This is a genomic window from Enterococcus sp. AZ171 (assembly GCF_051714005.1).
Taxonomy (GTDB): domain Bacteria; phylum Bacillota; class Bacilli; order Lactobacillales; family Enterococcaceae; genus Enterococcus_B; species Enterococcus_B pernyi.
Window position 1 is genome coordinate 1,715,675 of record NZ_JBIORA010000001.1, and the last position, 16,108, is coordinate 1,731,782.

The window sequence follows — 16,108 nt, forward strand, 5'->3', positions numbered from 1 at the left end:
TAGTTCAATATATTGAAAAGAAGGTGCGCGTATGAAAAGTTACGGAAAAACAATTAAAGAAATTCGCTTAAGTAAAGGGATTTTACTTAAAGGACTGGCGGATAAACAGCTATCGATGTCTCTTCTTTCTCAGTTTGAAAATGAGAAATCAACGATCTCATGCGAGAGATTCCATCACTTATTGTCAAAGTTACAAGTAACACTTGATGAATTTATATTGATGCAAACTGGGAATACTTTTTCTGCTTCACAATTGGCGATTATCGAATATATGGAATATATGTATATCGAAACAATCCAAGACTGGATAAAGTTAGAAGAACAGTATGAAAAATTGTATATTTATTACCAAGAAAATTATTCTTTAGAATTGGATCATGTGTTACAATTATTTCGTTTTGATTTGGCAATGAAAAAGGAGATTATTCAAGATACGCCTGTCCTTGAAGCATATAAAAAGCATAATCATTACTTAGAACCTGCCAAACACTATTTATTGAATACTGATACTTGGGGTATCTACGAGTTAAAATTATTCGCCCGTATCTCTATAGCAATTGAACCTTCTCTATTATTTCGTTGCTTGAAAAATTGCGGTCAAGAAAAGTCAGCGTTTATCCAAAATACCGGGAAATAAAGATATTCTCTATCAAACCTTTACAACAATATTTTCGGTCTTTTGTTTCTTCGAAGAAGTAGCTTACGCTAAAGAAACATTCAAACTATGGAAAACATGGGTCTTTAAAGAAGAGCACATCGAACAAGCCATTTTTATTCCTTTTTATGAAGGTTGGATTGCTTTTTTAGAAAACGATGTGTCTCTTGCTGATCGAATGATGGAACAATCACTCCATCATTTAGAAACATTAGGCATGTCAAAGTCGTTAAAAGGTTACCGAATTTTCAAACAACTCATTCTAACCAATGAATTCCCCGGAATCATTGTAAATGATCCCCTATTTGGCGATTTTTTAGATATCAAAAATTACTAAAGAACGTGCATTTGATCAAAAGAAAAGAGAATCAACATCCTCTACTTGAGGGTTGATTCTCTCATCGTACGTTTTAATCGATTCCAATCTCAGCTTTGACAACTGCTGCGATTTTGTCAACATAATAGTTTACTTTTTCATCAGATGGTGCTTCTGCCATCACGCGTAGTAATGGTTCTGTTCCGGAAGGGCGAACTAAGATACGTCCTTCACCGGCCATTTCAGCTTCTGCTTCTTCAATGACTTGTTTGATTGCAGGAACTTCCATTGCACCGTTTTTGTTACTTACACGGATATTGACTAATTTTTGCGGATAGATCGTTACTTCTGCTGCTAATTCTGATAATTTTTTACCAGTTTGTTTCATGATATTCAACAATTGGATCCCAGAAAGCATACCATCTCCAGTTGTATTGAAATCTAAGAAGATCATATGACCAGACTGTTCGCCACCGAAGTTGTAGTCATTTTTACGCATTTCTTCGACCACATAGCGGTCGCCCACTTGTGTCACAACATCTTTCAAACCGATTTCTTCGACCGCTTTATGGAAGCCGAGGTTACTCATGACCGTTGTAACGATCGTATCTTTTTTCAGACGATTTTTAGCTGACAAATATTTCGCACAGATAAACATGATCTTATCGCCATCTACGATATTTCCTAATTCATCCACCGCAATGATACGGTCGCCGTCGCCGTCAAAGGCAAGACCGACGTCTGCTCCTTTTTCTACTACCATTTCTGCTAGACGCTCAGGATGCGTTGATCCGACACCGTCATTGATGTTCAAGCCATTCGGATTTGTTCCCATCGTGTAGAAATCAGTTTCCAAATCAGCAAACAAGCGATTGACAGATGTTGCTGTTGCACCATTTGCCGCATCTACACAGACCGTTAAGCCCGAAAGATCGCCGTTGATCGTCTGTACTAAGAATTGTGAATATTTCAGCAACCCTTCTGGGAACTCTTCGACTGTACCTAATCCCTCAGCAGAAGGTCGTGGTAATTCATCGACTTCCGCATCTAACAATGCTTCGATTTCTAATTCTTGGTCATCATCTAATTTAAATCCATCTGCACCAAAAAACTTGATGCCGTTATCTTGAGCTGGATTGTGTGAAGCAGAAATCATGACACCTGCGCTTGCTTTTTGCAAACGTGTCAAGTAAGCCACTCCTGGTGTAGAGATCACACCTAATTGAAAAACTTCGATCCCGACAGATAACAGACCAGAAACTAACGCTTCTTCAAGCATTTGACCTGAAATTCTTGTGTCACGTCCAACCAATACACGTGGACGTTTTCCATCTTTCTCATGTTGGCTCAGTACATAACCGCCGCAACGTCCTAATTTGAAGGCCAATTCCGGTGTTAGTTCTTTATTCGCTTCTCCACGGACACCGTCCGTTCCAAAATATTTACCCATAGCTGTAAATTTGCTCCTTTAACTTAATTTTCCGATGAATCCTCTTGACTATTCGGTTGACTACTTGATTGTGTCGTCTCACTTGATGATTCATTCGACCCTTCACTCGATGTTGACTGCGTCTCTTCAGACTGACGTGTCGTCGATGACGAAGAGTTCGCAGGTGTCGACCCTGCACCAGAAGTTGTACTTCCTCCCGAATTTCCGGAATTTCCCGAATTAGAACGGCTAGTGTTTTCCGTGCTTGTTTTCAGGACCGGTGTAATCTCAACATCGATTGAAGGTGGTGTGATACTAAGTCCACTCTCTACCGGAATATCAATATTTCTTGTCGTCCGGTGGACGATCCCAGAAATATCGATTGGTATCGTGATGCTATTTCCTAGTTGAGCCAGTTGACTCTCTGAACCAGTGACTTCTGCTTCAATGTCAGAGAAACTGAAATCGTAACTCTCCACATTATCTGCGGGGGTCCCTTGTGCTGTTCCATAAAGTCGAATCGTTTTCGTAGGCTTTGTTACCGTTGCTTTTGCAGTGACTTGCACTGGATCTGAAACAATACTTAAAGGTTCTCCTGCACTATTCAATGCTTGAACAGTGACTCTCGTATCGACCCCATCGTCCGTGATCATCGCAGGTTCGATCCTCGCTACGACCTGTTGGATCTCTTCCAGTGTCTGATCGCCAGTCGTGACCGTCACTTTTTTTGGTGATAATTCAAGGTCATTCAATTCGAATCCAGCTGGAGTTGATTCTGTTGTGAGTAAAGGCGTGACCTCAAATTCTTTTGTCACTTTTTTCTCGATAGTCACTGTGATCGTATCCGGCTCTAGTTTTGCTTTGACTGCACTGCTCAGATTTCTGATTTTCAATGGTACTTCATGTGTTCCTTCACCTAAACCAGTGAGATCTGCTGTCACCCGAAACATTCTTGTATCTTCAATTGCTTCGGCATTCAACTGAACACGATTGGCACTGGACAACTTCGCTGTGACCATACTCTCATATCCATGGATATAATATTGATCCGTATCGTATAAAAGTTGTACTGACACATCAGAAACGTTTTGCGTATAGGCTTCATTTCCTGACAGCGTGTCTTGGACAGATTGTCCATTTGCATTAAAATACAGCACAATACTGAATAATAACGCAACAAACGCATATAAGATACTTTTACGCCTATCTTTTGAGATCATTTGTGATCCCCTCCTTTAGTCATCACGTCTAAGAAGGTTTGGAGCGTATTTTTATTTTTGTTTTTTTCTTCGACGATCAAATTTTTACGCAAGATCGTCAAATATTCTTCTTGAGATAAGCCAGGCATCAATTGGTTATCCAACGTAATGCTGACATCTCCTGTTTCTTCTGAGACAACGATCGTAATCGCATCGCTCGCCTCACTGACTCCGACAGCCGCTCGGTGACGGGTTCCGAATTCTTTCGGAATCAACATACTTTCAGATAAAGGCAAGTAGGCACTGGCTACTGCAATTTTTCCATCTTTTACGATCACTGCACCATCATGCAGCGGTGTATTCGGAATAAAAATATTGATCAGTAATTCGCCAGTGATATCGGCATCTAAAGCAATCCCTGTTTCGATATATTCATCCAACCCGGTGTGGCGTTCGATCGTGATCAAGGCACCGATTTTACGTTTGGACATATATTGGATCGCTTTGTCGAAAGAAAGGATCATCTGTTCATCTTCTTGCTTCTCACTCTTCGATTGTTTGAAAAGTGAGCTACGACCGAGGTGTTCTAATCCACGCCGTATCTCTGGTTGAAAAATGACGATAGCCGCAATCACACCATACGTGATCACTTGATTCATCAACCAAGATAAGGTATGTAGACCAATAATCTCGGCTAAGATCCGAATAACAACAAAAATCCCTACCCCTTTTAGCAATTGGATTGCTTTTGTTCCTCGCAATAGTTGAATGAGTTTATAAACTAAATACCAAACAACCAATACATCGAGTATGTTCACCAAAAAATTCTGAGAAAACAAGTCACCGGAAAACATTTGTCGCCAATAGTCTAAATTAAAAAGTTCTCCGATTTGAAATGACATAGACAGCCTCTCTTCTCTTTTGAGATTTCCTCTTTAGTATATCATATGTTTCCTCAGAAGAGACTTATCTGCTTGGAATTTCCTAACAAAAACCAATTTTTTTCAAGAAATTTACATTTTCCATTTATTCACCAATAAGTTATTCTATTTCCTTGGATCGTTTCGTTTTATCATTCTTTGGTTTTTCTTCGTTCCGCTCTAGCGGCACGTCTGGCAGCACGTCTAGCTTCTGCTTCCGGATCAACCGTTCGTCCTTTTTTGACTCTCGGTTTTTCGATCTCTGGACTTTCAGTACCTTCTGTCGGTTCGATCTTCGCTTTGATTTTTTCTAATTGACCAGTCATCGCCGCATAGTTGTAAAACCGTTTTTTCGCATCTTGGATCGTTTTATTGAATAACTGCTCCGCTGCCTGCGGATGAATCGTTTCAAGCGATGAAAAACGGACTTGCTTGCGCATGAAGTCAGCCATCATGGTAAAATCAGGCTTTTTATAGTCTAGCGTCATCGGCGTTTTCTTCTTTTCGATCAATTCAGGATTATAGCGATACAACGACCAATAGCCTGAAGCCACTGCTTCTTTTGCTTCTTTGATCGATTCTTTCATTCCACCTAGTAACCCATGAGCAATACATGGCGTATACGCAATGATCAACGATGGTCCAGGGAATTTTTCTGCTTCTTCAAATGCTTTGATCGTTTGCATTTGATTCGCGCCTGAAGCGATCTGTGCTACATACACATTCCCATATGTCATCGCCATCATACCTAAATCTTTCTTCGAAGCATATTTCCCATTTGCTGAGAATTTAGCGATTGCTGAAGCAGGTGTAGCTTTCGAGACTTGTCCACCTGTATTGGAATAAACTTCGTTATCCATGACTAAAATGTTTACATCTGCGCCACTTGCCAAGACGTGATCGATTCCGCCAAAACCGATATCATACGCCCAGCCATCACCACCAATCATCCATTGACTATTTTTGACAAATAGATCTTTTTCTTGGTAGATCGTTTGTAATTCAGGAACAGCTTCAAGCTCATTTTCGATTGCCCCACGTAATTTAGCTGCCCGTTGTTGGGTTCCTTCGCTTTCAAACATATGCGCCAACCAATCTTCCATCAATTCACGTAGTTTTAAGGAGACTTTAGACATCACTTTTTTCATCGTTTCTGCTAAAGCTTCTCTTCTTGTTTGTGCGGCTAAAAGCATCCCATAACCAAATTCAGCATTGTCTTCTAATAATGAATTTGACCACGCAGGTCCTTGCCCACAATCATTTGTGGTAAATGGTGAAGCCGGCACTGCTCCGCCCCAAATAGATGAACAACCTGTCGCGTTGGCGATCATCATACGGTCACCGAACATCTGTGTCAATAGCTTCACGTAAGGCGTTTCCCCACAACCGGAACATGCCCCGGAAAATTCTAATAAAGGTTGATTGAACTGTGTTGATAGCACTGTATTTTTGCCTTTGATCGGATTTTCTTTTTGTCGCAAGGTCATCGCAAATGCCCAGTTGATTGCTTGTTTCTTTTGTTCTTCATAGGGCTTCATCACTAGTGCTTTACCTTTTGCTGGACAAGCTTCAACACATAGGCCACAACCAGTACAGTCTTCGACAGACACTTGGATGCGATACTTCAAACCATCTGGCCCACGCATTTCTCGAACAATGAACCCTTCCGGTGCTTCTTCTAGTTCTTCCTCATCGGCTAAGAATGGTCGAATCGCTGCATGAGGACAAACGAACGAACATTCATTACACATCGTACAGCGCTCACTGATCCATTCAGGTACTTCAAGTGCTACTCCGCGTTTTTCGTAAGCAGTGGTTCCTAAAGGCATATCGCCTCGTGTCATTCCGTTTTCTGCTAAGGTCCTCACTGAGAGCTGATTTCCTTCTTGAGCGTTGATTGGTTCAAGGATGTCTCTGATATAGCGATTTTGAGTATTTTTCTCCTTATCAGGAAGCGCCAATGTTGCCCATTCAGCCGGCACTTCGACTTTATGCAACAATTCCACTGTACGATCGATCGCCTTGATATTTTTTTCAACGATCGCTATTGATTTATGACCATAACTCTTCAAGGCTTCCTCTTTCAAAATCGGTAGGACTTCTTCGAAAGGTATGATATTCGCCAACTTGAAAAATGCTGTTTCCATCGCCGTATTGATCCGCCGACCTAGACCTACTTCTTGCGCCAAACGCATCGCATTGATCGTATAAAATTGGATCTCATTTTCAGCTAAATATCGTTTTAAATGGGTCGGTAGATGCGTAGCTAGTTGTTCGTCTGACCAAAGTGTATTCAATAAGAAAGTCCCCTTAGGTTTCAACCCTTTGACTAAATCATAGCTGTGAAGATAAGCAGGGGTATGACAAGCTACAAAATCGGCATGTTCGACTAAATAGGTCGAACGGATCGGTGTATCGCCAAAACGCAAATGTGAAACAGTCAGACCACCTGATTTTTTTGAATCATAGTAAAAATAGCCTTGTGCGTATTTGTTTGTATGGTCACCAATGATTTTGATCGCTGATTTATTTGCTCCAACTGTTCCATCAGATCCAAATCCCCAGAATTTCGCTTGGAAAGTATTCGCTTCAGTCAAATCAAGTGATGGGCCAACCTCCAAAGAACAGTAAGTTAAATCATCAATGATCCCGATCGTGAAACGTTTCTTCATATCCGTTTTTTCTTTTTTCAATTCATCATATACCGCTACAATCTGATCAGGGGTGACATCTTTTGAACCAATGCCATAACGTCCGCCGATCACTTTCAGATGACGTTCTGCATCATATAACGCACTTTGAACGTCTAATAATAAAGGTTCTCCCCCTGCTCCCGGCTCTTTACTGCGATCTAGAACAGCAATTGCCTTTACGGCATTCGGTAGTTTTTCAATCAATGTTTCAATTGGAAACGGACGATATAAGTGGATATTCAAGAAGCCGACTTTACGACCGTTTTGGTTCAAGTAATCAACTGTTTGTTGGATCGTTTGCGCAACTGATCCCATTGAAATAATGACTTCTTCTGCGTCAGCCGCTCCATAATAAGTGACCAGATCATAAGAAGTTCCTCGAAGTTCATTGATTTTATCCATATACTTTTTCACGATTTGGGGCAAACGATCATAGTATCGGTTGATCGTTTCTCGTTGTTGAAAGTGGACATCAGGGTTTTGATTCGTCCCACTGGTCTTCGGCCGATTAGGATTCATTCCACGTTCACGAAAGGCCTCCAATTTTTCTTGAGGAATCAAAGGAGCTAATTCATCATATTCCAACACTTCGATTTTTTGGATTTCATGACTCGTTCGAAAACCATCAAAAAAGTTAACAAAAGGGATTTCTCCTTCTAAGGAAGCTAGATGCGCAACTGGCGCTAAATCCATCACTTCTTGGACGCTGCTTTCCGCAAGCATCGCAAATCCTGTTTGGCGAGCGGCCATCACATCGCCATGATCACCAAAAATATTCAACGCATTCGTCGTCACTGCTCGACTAGCTACGTGAAAAACACTAGGTAAAAGTTCACCGGCTATCTTATACATATTTGGGATCATCAATAATAATCCTTGTGAAGCAGTGTACGTTGTTGTCAATGCTCCGGTTTTTAATGACCCATGTACGACACCAGCAGCACCAGCTTCTGATTGCATCTCTACGACTTTCACTGGTTGTCCGAAAATATTTTTTTTACCTGAAGCTGCCCATTGATCAACCAGTTCAGCCATTGTTGAACTAGGCGTAATTGGATAGATCGCTGCTAATTCTGTAAAGGCATATGAAATATATGCCGCAGCAGTATTCCCATCCATCGTCTTCATTTTCCGCATGTTTCATCACCTTTGCTCAATTTATCTAAATAATCTTTATTATTATACCGTAAACGAACAAAGAAAACCTCCTAATTTTGAAAGAAAAATCACATGCTAAAGATATGACAGAAATGCTTCGACCAGAATCGACAGGTAAAAAATAAAAAAATAGCTTTTCCCTTCTTACAACTTTTAGCTTTTTAATCTAGGAAATGAGAGATTAACGATTCACACACATTTATTTCTTTGAACAAATCATTGTCTTTTTCAGGGCAAAGTTATTACAATAGAATAAAGAGGTGTTAAAAAATGGATATTTCAATTATTGATGCAACAAAAACAAACAAAACTACTGGAATCATGTACGGAAACGAAAATGCACCAAAACAAATGATCGAATTTGTTAATCTTGCTTGTCCTTATTGTCGACAATGGTTTATCGAATCTTATGACATTTTAGAAGAGGCGGTTCAATCTGGAAGACTCTTACGAATCATCAAATTGTTCGACAAAGAAAAACCTAGTTTACAAAAAGGAAATGTGATGCATCATCATATCACTACGACGGATGGAAAAGTCGCATTAAAACAAATCAAAGCGATTTTCGATGCGCAAGATGAATGGAAACAACTTGATTTAGCCGGCATTGCCGAATATGCAACAGAAACACTTGGTTTAACCGAACAAGAAGACCAAGCAACTACTCAAGCAATCATTGATGAAGCAAATGCTGCTCACATCCAATTCGTCCCTACTGTAATCATCGATGAACATATCTTTGATGAATCGATTACACCAGAAGAATTGAGTGAATTGGTTAAATAATTCATCATTTGATCATTCCTTGATGTTCAAAATCAAAAATAGACTGAAAAGCGATTGGCTTTTTCGGTCTATTTTTTATCGTTGTAGTAACGAAGTATGCTTGGTTGAACGAAACTGTTGCGGCTTTTCTTGGAGGACCCGCTTGATATTCTCTACTTTTGCTTGTCGTTTGATTTCCTTTTCTATTTCCTTGAATTTTTTTAGTTTCTCCACATCATTTTTACGTTCACTGATTTTTTTATGCTCATTTTATTATTGCGCTTCGAGATGACTCGAACTGACTCTATGCTTACCCCATGTTTCATGGCATTAGTGACCTTATCGAGATACCTAGCATCTGCAAGGATCGCTGATTTTTGTTCATCTGTAATTCAATACTTTTTGTTAGATAATCTTGTCAGTCTTTTCAATGATCGCCTTTTACTGATGACTAATGATTTTTTTACCGAAAGTAGCTGCGCAATTTGGCTGTTTGTTTTTCCTTCCCCAATCATCCGCTTAACATCTTGCGTTTGCTCCTCTGTCAAATAACTATTTGTCCGTTTTTTGATATTGGGATAGTTTACTAGATCCGCTTGAAACGTGATTTGATAGATATTGGTCAAATTAGTATTGAATTGCTTTGCGACAGCTTCTGTTTTCTCCCCGTTATTAAGCTTCGTTAAAAGCAGGTGATTTCTAATTGCACAAGTTTTATGGTGATCCAAGTTAAGAGAGAGACCAATTTCGGCCATTGATTTCCTTTTTTTTAATTCCTCCATAAATTTGGCACATGCTTCAACTGAAAACAACGTCAGTGGCTCAGTTTTATTCTCTTTCTTATCTTTTTTCATGGGCTGTTTTACTGCTCGATTATGATAAACGACTTTCCGAAGTGCAGTAGTTTTCATATTGAACTTTCTAGCTAAGATCCTTGCTTTGATTCCACCCTCGCGATAATACAAAATTCGCTGATTCCTAAGTTTTCTTAGTTCATCCACAGGTGTATAAAATCGCTTGCTGATTTCTACTAGTGGCTGCCTTTGCTCGAATGCTTGTTCAATATGACGCGTGCGTGTCCGAATCACAAATTTTTGGTTGATATTCAATTGCTGGGCAATGATTCTTGTTGGCTTTCCTTGTTCTAAGCTCGCGACAATTGCTTGTTCTTGTCGATTGATATTTTTTAGCCATTTCTTACTTTCTTTTGTGACATGACCTTGCAAGGCAAGTGGTTGGCTAATTTTCTGACGAATACGTAAAACATCTTCAACTGATAATCGAAAAGTAGTGGCAACATCTTCTGGATGAGTCATTTGTAATCGTCTTAAAATGGCTTGTTCTCGTATCTTTTCTACACTACTCTCTGCCAATCTCCACCTGTGTGCAACTTCTTTGATAGTCAATTTTTGAACTAACTTTTTCTCGATCATATGATTTCGAATAGTAAGTATCTGTTGATGCTCCATATGTAGCTTTTTAGCGAGATCATTCTTTGAAGCACCGTTTATTAGATGATGTTTGATATAGTTATTGCGTACCTCTCGAATTTGATCTAGCGACATATTCAATCGGTGAGCGATTATTTCCATACGCGTACCTTTTTTGATCTGTCGTATAATTTCTCTTTTTATAACGAATCTGACCTGCCAAAGAGTAAGGTGATGTTTTTTTATGATATATGCGTTCGTTTTGCGATGTCTTATTTCCGCTAATACGTCTTGTTTTTTTCGATTGCTTGCGTACGTATTTGAAATCTTCTTTTGGATGTCACTACCTGTTTTTCATAATCACTCATTTACAGTTTCCTCCTAACTTGTTTGTTTCATTCTCTCGTTATAGGAGTATTTCTTTGATCGATCTTTCTTTTTTTCAACATATGCTAAAAAGAGATCAAGGGAATGATTCTACTTCGTCTTGATCAAAAAGAGTGCTAATGCTCTTTAGAATACTGTCCATTACTCGTATCTATTTATTCACGTTGTGTCATCAATTTCGTTTTTGGCATTTTTTCTTTTTGAATAATTTGCTGGATATTGCGGATTTTCGCTTCTTCTTTCACCTTAGTAAGTAGTTCATCCATCTTTTGTAGTGCCTTCATTTTTGCTGTTTTTCGTCTTTCTTGGATTTCTCTCCCCTTGATTTCTTCAAACCTAGTAGCCAAAACGCGGATGGTCGACTCACTAACCCCTGATTTCGAAGAATTCACAAAAGGAGTCATGTAGTTTAGGTCTTGCATGATCTGCTTTTTTTGTTCTTTTGTGACTCGATGCTTCATCTTGATTGTTCCTTTTTGTGATTTCATTTTTGTTTGCACACATCTGACCAGCGAGTCTTTGATTCCTAGTACTTCAGAGATTTCTCTGATCGTCATCTTGCGATTGAGGCAGTTTCTAACTGTTTGCACTTGTTCAGGTGTCAAATAATCTAAAGTACGTCGTTTGATATTTGGAAATTCTGCCAGATTTGCTCGGAAAATAACTTCACGAACATTTTTGATATCCATTTTGAATTCTTCTGCGACCGCTTGAGTGGATTCTCCACTGTTCAATTTTGTTAATATCCCATGATTTCTCACTTTATAGATCAGGGGGACGATTACTCCTAATTCTTTTCCCAAAGCCTTCGTTATTTTTGTTTCTTTGATTCGTTTCAGAATTTCTTGTCTTGTCTCATCAGACACTACTGAAATATCAAATGTTTTTCGAGAGCTTGCTGTAGTATGATCAAGCTTACTAGAAGCATTATTCCGACACAAAATCGATCCAACTCTGGATAATGACACATTAAATCTTTTTGAAAGAAGACTACTCGTTTTCCCTTGATCGCTTTGTATCAATAGACGAACATCTCTTAGTCGATAGAGTTCCTCGATTCCAATGTGGAATCGCTGACTGATTTCTTGGCCAGTCTATCCAGCTTCGAATGATTTTTCGATTTCCCGATTACGGATATCAATGACTGCTCGTTGACTGATCATTAATTCTTGTGCTACAGCTTTTGTTGTTTTGCTTTCTTCAAGTAAACTTAGCATCTTCGCTTTGCGTTCCTCTAATTGATCCAAGAGATTTTTGTTCGCGGAAGACAACTCTTTTGTCTTACTATTTGATTCTAGCGAACGTTGCTTGATCAAAAATACTTGTTCCATTGATAAATTGAAATCTCTGGCAATTTCTTCAGGATGTTGTTCTTTCAATCGTTCGATAATCTGTTCATTTCTGATTGAACAAATTTTATTGACTGATAACTGTGAATCTTTTGCTACTTCTGTTAAACTCGATCCTTTTATTGCGAATCTGCAAGATTTGTTTTTCACTCATCTGAAATTCAGCTGCTAATGCTGCTATCTCTCCATTTTTTGCTAATGCGGTATAAATATAATCATTTCGATACTTACGAACTTGTGAGACTGTCAATTTCAACCGATAGGCAATTTTTTTTTGGCTTTTTTGCCCGATAATCTCTTGGATTGCCAGCTTTTTCTTGGTTGTATAGAGGCGCTCTCTGCTGATTTGATACTTGTTCATGATGTCTTTTTCCAACTGACCTGATATTAACTCACGATAAATGGCTTGATCACGCTTTTCTTTTAGGTCTCTTGTAGGATATAGTTCATCTATTTTACGTTTCTTACTTTTATGTGCTTCTTCCATAATGCAATCTCCTCCTCACTATCACTAATTTACATTCATTATAAGTACCTAAACTTTAGATTCAGGCCCATTTTTAAGAAAAAGAAAAAAAGTGGTCTGACATCTATCCTCTTGCTTCGATGGACCCTAAAAGCAAAAGACAAATTAGTCAAACCACAATATGTTTATATTTCCATTAAATGAACAATAAATTCATTGTTCGTTAGGATGCTTGTTCCTTTAATTTTTCAGCAAATTCGTTGATTTTTCGAATCCGATGATTGATCCCTGATTTCGAGATCGCTCCGGATGGGATCATTTCTCCTAGTTCTTTTAAACTGACTTCAGGATGTTGCAAGCGTAATTCAGCAATCTCTTGTAACTTTTCCGGAAGTGCTTGTAAACCCACTCGTGCTTCGATCAATTCAATATTTTCAATCTGCTTTGATGCTGCATCAATGGTTTTGTTCAGGTTAGCCGTCTCACAATTGACTAACCGGTTCACTGAATTTCTCATATCACGCACGATCCGCACATCTTCAAAGCGCAACATCGAATTTGTTGCCCCAATCAGAGTCAAGAAATCAGCAATTTTTTCGGCCCCTTTTAAATAAGAGATATAGCCATTACGTCTTTCTAGTGTACGCGCGTGTAAACCATAGTAATTCAACATATTACAAATATCTTGGTTATGTTGTTCGTAGATCGAATAAATCTCTAAGTGATAACGACTTGTTTCCGGGTTATTGACTGAACCCGACGCCATAAATGCGCCACGTAAATATGAACGCATCTTTTGTGCATTTCCCATGATCTCATCGGAAACATGCCCATTGAACATCATGCCATCCATGATATCCAGATCCATCAATACATTTTTTGTTCCTTGTTTCAAGCGAACGATGTAGACATTATTCTTCTTTAATTTCATTTTCTTGCGTACGAGCAGTTCGCTTCGTACTTGATAATGATCTTTTAAAAGTGAGTAGATCCGTCGAGCAATTGCGGCGTTTTCTGTCTGTACATTCAAGATGAATTGCTGGTTGACGATTCCAAGTGAGCCATTCATTCGTAATAACGCGGCTAATTCCGCTTTTGCATGTTCTCGATGGACTTCCAAACCAGTCAATTCCTTCTTGACTTCAGCTGCAAATGACACGTTATCCACCTCCTTTTCACAAAATTTTTCCTTTAATTACTTTGAGCCAAAGACGATACGAAATAGTTCTTCAACTACCTTTTCACCATCATGGAAGACCCCGCCATTTTTCAACTCTAAAAAGTCTGTCGAAATGACCCGACAATTTTCTTCTCTTAAGCCATTAAAATCATGTGCTACTTGGACAAGGTATTCATCGTAGATTTCCGGGTCCATGTAATCTTTTGGTACTTTTTCTGTATTGACTAAAACAGTATCGATAAAGGGTTGGTCTAAATGTTGATGCAACACACGAATATGGTCTGCATCTGAAAAATGTTCTGTTTCCCCTTTTTGTGTCATGATATTACAAATGTACACGACCTCTGCTTTCGTTTGAAGCATGGCTTCACCAACTTCTGGTATGACTAAGTTAGGAAGAATACTCGTGAACAAGCTTCCCGGTCCTAAGACGACCATATCTGCTTCCATGATCGCAGAAACGACTTTGCGGCCTGCTTTGGCTTCACTTTCGTCTTCTGTATTACGCACGAATACCCGATCGATCGTTTTGCGGTCAAGAGCGATTTTAGATTCTCCGATCGCTGTCGTTCCATCTTTGAAGACCGCATGTAAAGTCAACGGCGTTTCAGAAGAGGGATAGATGTGACCATCCACGTGCATCATTCGAGACAATAGTTGCACTGCTTCATAAGTACTCCCTCTCATTTCAGCAACTGCCGCAATGATCAAGTTACCAATGGTATGATTGGCTAAAAATTGGTCTTCTTTTTTGAAACGGTACTGAAAGATATCTTCGTAAAATTGAGGCATATCAGATAGCGAGACTAACACATTTCTTAAATCTCCTGGAGGAGCCATCGCAATCGACTGGCGAATCTCACCGCTGCTACCGCCATCATCTGCGACAGTCACGATTGCCGTGATATCGGCTCCTTGATTACGTAGACTTTTCAAAATAACAGGTAAGCCTGTACCGCCTCCGACTACAACGATTTTGGGTTTTCGAATTCGGTAAGTTTTCATTTTCATGAGCGGTTCACCGTCTCTTTGCGCTTATCTTTGTCACGATGAGTTACATTGACTTTATATGTTTCACTAAGCGCTTGAGATAACCTTTCTGTTAAAGCAACTGAACGGTGTTGTCCACCCGTACAGCCAATTGCTACAGTCAAACTGCTTTTTCCTTCTTTGATATATCCTGGCATGACTGTCTTTAATAAATCAAGGAATTTCAAATAAAATAATTCTGTTTCGTCAAAGGACATGACGTAATCATAGACTGGTTTATCTTTCCCAGTCAATGGTCTTAAATCAGCGATATAATGAGGGTTCGGTAAAAAGCGAACATCCATTACAATATCTGAATCAATCGGTAATCCATATTTGAAACCAAACGAAACAAACTCGATGCGAAATCCTTGATCATCTTTTGTTTTAAATGTTTGATTGATTTTTTCACGTAGTTGTCGTGGAGTTAAAGTCGTCGTATCAATAATGACCGAAGCTTGTGCTTTGATGTCATTTAAAATCGCCCGTTCCTTACGAATACCTTCCGTTACTAGACCATCCATCGCCATCGGATGTGTTCTTCTGGTTTCTTTATAACGAGCAACCAACTCTTCATCAGAAGCATCTAAAAATAAGACAGAGGTATCGATGAAATTTGTGTTTTCGATCTCGATCAACATACTTTGGATCTCTTCAAAGAAAGAGCGTGAACGTAGATCCACACCAAGTGCCATTTTTGTGACTTTCCCCGATTCCTTGATCAGTTCCCAGAATTTCGGGATCAGTGTTGGGGGCATATTATCGATACAAAAGTACCCCATATCTTCAAAGCTTTGAATGGCCACAGTTTTACCTGCACCGCTCATTCCTGTAATGATTACTAGTTCTAAATTATCAGCCATCCGTATGGCCTCCTCTCTCGTTCTCCTATAAAATTATATCATCCCGGGCGTATCATTGCTAGTTTGAATTCGATTTCTTTTGATTTTATTCAAAGACTGTGAAACAAAAACAAATCACTTCAAAATAAGCACGAAAAGTGAGTGGGACATTAGTCCTCTCGCACATTCTAAAACCGAATAAATGGCGAGAACAAAAGTACGCTCTTCGGAAATAAGGCGCCATCCACAAAAATTTGAAGAACAATTTTCGTGGATGGCGTCTTATTTCT

General features: G+C 39.2%; 14 protein-coding genes. 3 read left to right on the plus strand and 11 right to left on the minus strand.

The genetic code is table 11. The features are described 5' to 3' along the window. The first annotated feature begins 31 nt into the window (after window positions 1–31). Together IGJ49_RS08365 and IGJ49_RS08370 are read left to right on the plus strand one after the other, a co-directional pair. Window positions 32–637, plus strand: coding sequence for a helix-turn-helix domain-containing protein (locus IGJ49_RS08365; protein WP_349519610.1), 606 nt, complete (start codon window positions 32–34; stop codon window positions 635–637). Between the two features lie 4 nt (window positions 638–641). Then, window positions 642–992 (plus strand): hypothetical protein, encoded by a 351-nt coding sequence (locus tag IGJ49_RS08370; RefSeq protein WP_438723994.1) that lies wholly within the window; start codon window positions 642–644, stop codon window positions 990–992. A 73-nt stretch (window positions 993–1,065) separates the two neighbouring features. Here IGJ49_RS08370 and glmM read toward each other — a convergent pair whose 3' ends face one another. The 4 genes from glmM to nifJ all read right to left on the minus strand — a co-directional run bounded on the left by glmM (window position 1,066) and on the right by nifJ (window position 8,349). After that, window positions 1,066–2,421: a phosphoglucosamine mutase gene (gene glmM, locus IGJ49_RS08375; RefSeq protein ID WP_010735243.1), complete on the minus strand. Its 1,356-nt coding sequence runs from the start codon at window positions 2,419–2,421 to the stop codon at window positions 1,066–1,068. A 23-nt stretch (window positions 2,422–2,444) separates the two neighbouring features. Continuing rightward, complete coding sequence (locus IGJ49_RS08380; protein ID WP_438723097.1) at window positions 2,445–3,620, minus strand: CdaR family protein; 1,176 nt, start codon at window positions 3,618–3,620, stop codon at window positions 2,445–2,447. Then, complete coding sequence (gene cdaA, locus IGJ49_RS08385) at window positions 3,617–4,501, minus strand: diadenylate cyclase CdaA (protein ID WP_010735241.1); 885 nt, start codon at window positions 4,499–4,501, stop codon at window positions 3,617–3,619. Before cdaA ends, IGJ49_RS08380 begins: the two co-directional genes overlap by 4 nt. 170 nt (window positions 4,502–4,671) lie before the next feature. Further along, window positions 4,672–8,349, minus strand: coding sequence for a pyruvate:ferredoxin (flavodoxin) oxidoreductase (gene nifJ / locus IGJ49_RS08390; RefSeq protein ID WP_438723099.1), 3,678 nt, complete (start codon window positions 8,347–8,349; stop codon window positions 4,672–4,674). Between the two features lie 291 nt (window positions 8,350–8,640). On the opposite strand from nifJ, the gene IGJ49_RS08395 reads away from it, so the two are divergent. Continuing rightward, window positions 8,641–9,156 (plus strand): DsbA family protein, encoded by a 516-nt coding sequence (locus tag IGJ49_RS08395; protein ID WP_010735239.1) that lies wholly within the window; start codon window positions 8,641–8,643, stop codon window positions 9,154–9,156. Between the two features lie 371 nt (window positions 9,157–9,527). On the opposite strand, the gene IGJ49_RS08400 is transcribed toward IGJ49_RS08395, so the two are convergent. The 7 genes from IGJ49_RS08400 to rapZ all read right to left on the minus strand — a co-directional run bounded on the left by IGJ49_RS08400 (window position 9,528) and on the right by rapZ (window position 15,839). Further along, window positions 9,528–10,727 (minus strand): hypothetical protein, encoded by a 1,200-nt coding sequence (locus IGJ49_RS08400; RefSeq protein WP_148294492.1) that lies wholly within the window; start codon window positions 10,725–10,727, stop codon window positions 9,528–9,530. Between the two features lie 380 nt (window positions 10,728–11,107). Beyond that, window positions 11,108–11,920, minus strand: coding sequence for a hypothetical protein (locus IGJ49_RS08405; protein WP_155237740.1), 813 nt, complete (start codon window positions 11,918–11,920; stop codon window positions 11,108–11,110). A gap of 126 nt (window positions 11,921–12,046) precedes the next feature. Further along, window positions 12,047–12,331, minus strand: a complete 285-nt coding sequence (locus IGJ49_RS08410) for a helix-turn-helix domain-containing protein (protein WP_023519818.1) — start codon at window positions 12,329–12,331, stop codon at window positions 12,047–12,049. Window positions 12,332–12,368: 37 nt separating this feature from the next. After that, window positions 12,369–12,788 carry a hypothetical protein gene (locus IGJ49_RS08415; protein WP_010735235.1) on the minus strand — a complete coding sequence of 140 codons (420 nt, stop codon included), beginning with the start codon at window positions 12,786–12,788 and terminating at the stop codon, window positions 12,369–12,371. Window positions 12,789–12,990: 202 nt separating this feature from the next. Further along, complete coding sequence (gene whiA, locus IGJ49_RS08420) at window positions 12,991–13,926, minus strand: DNA-binding protein WhiA (RefSeq protein WP_010735234.1); 936 nt, start codon at window positions 13,924–13,926, stop codon at window positions 12,991–12,993. A 36-nt stretch (window positions 13,927–13,962) separates the two neighbouring features. Continuing rightward, window positions 13,963–14,958, minus strand: a complete 996-nt coding sequence (locus tag IGJ49_RS08425) for a gluconeogenesis factor YvcK family protein (RefSeq protein ID WP_010735233.1) — start codon at window positions 14,956–14,958, stop codon at window positions 13,963–13,965. After that, window positions 14,955–15,839, minus strand: a complete 885-nt coding sequence (gene rapZ, locus IGJ49_RS08430) for an RNase adapter RapZ (RefSeq protein WP_010735232.1) — start codon at window positions 15,837–15,839, stop codon at window positions 14,955–14,957. Before rapZ ends, IGJ49_RS08425 begins: the two co-directional genes overlap by 4 nt. Between the last annotated feature and the right edge of the window lie 269 nt (window positions 15,840–16,108).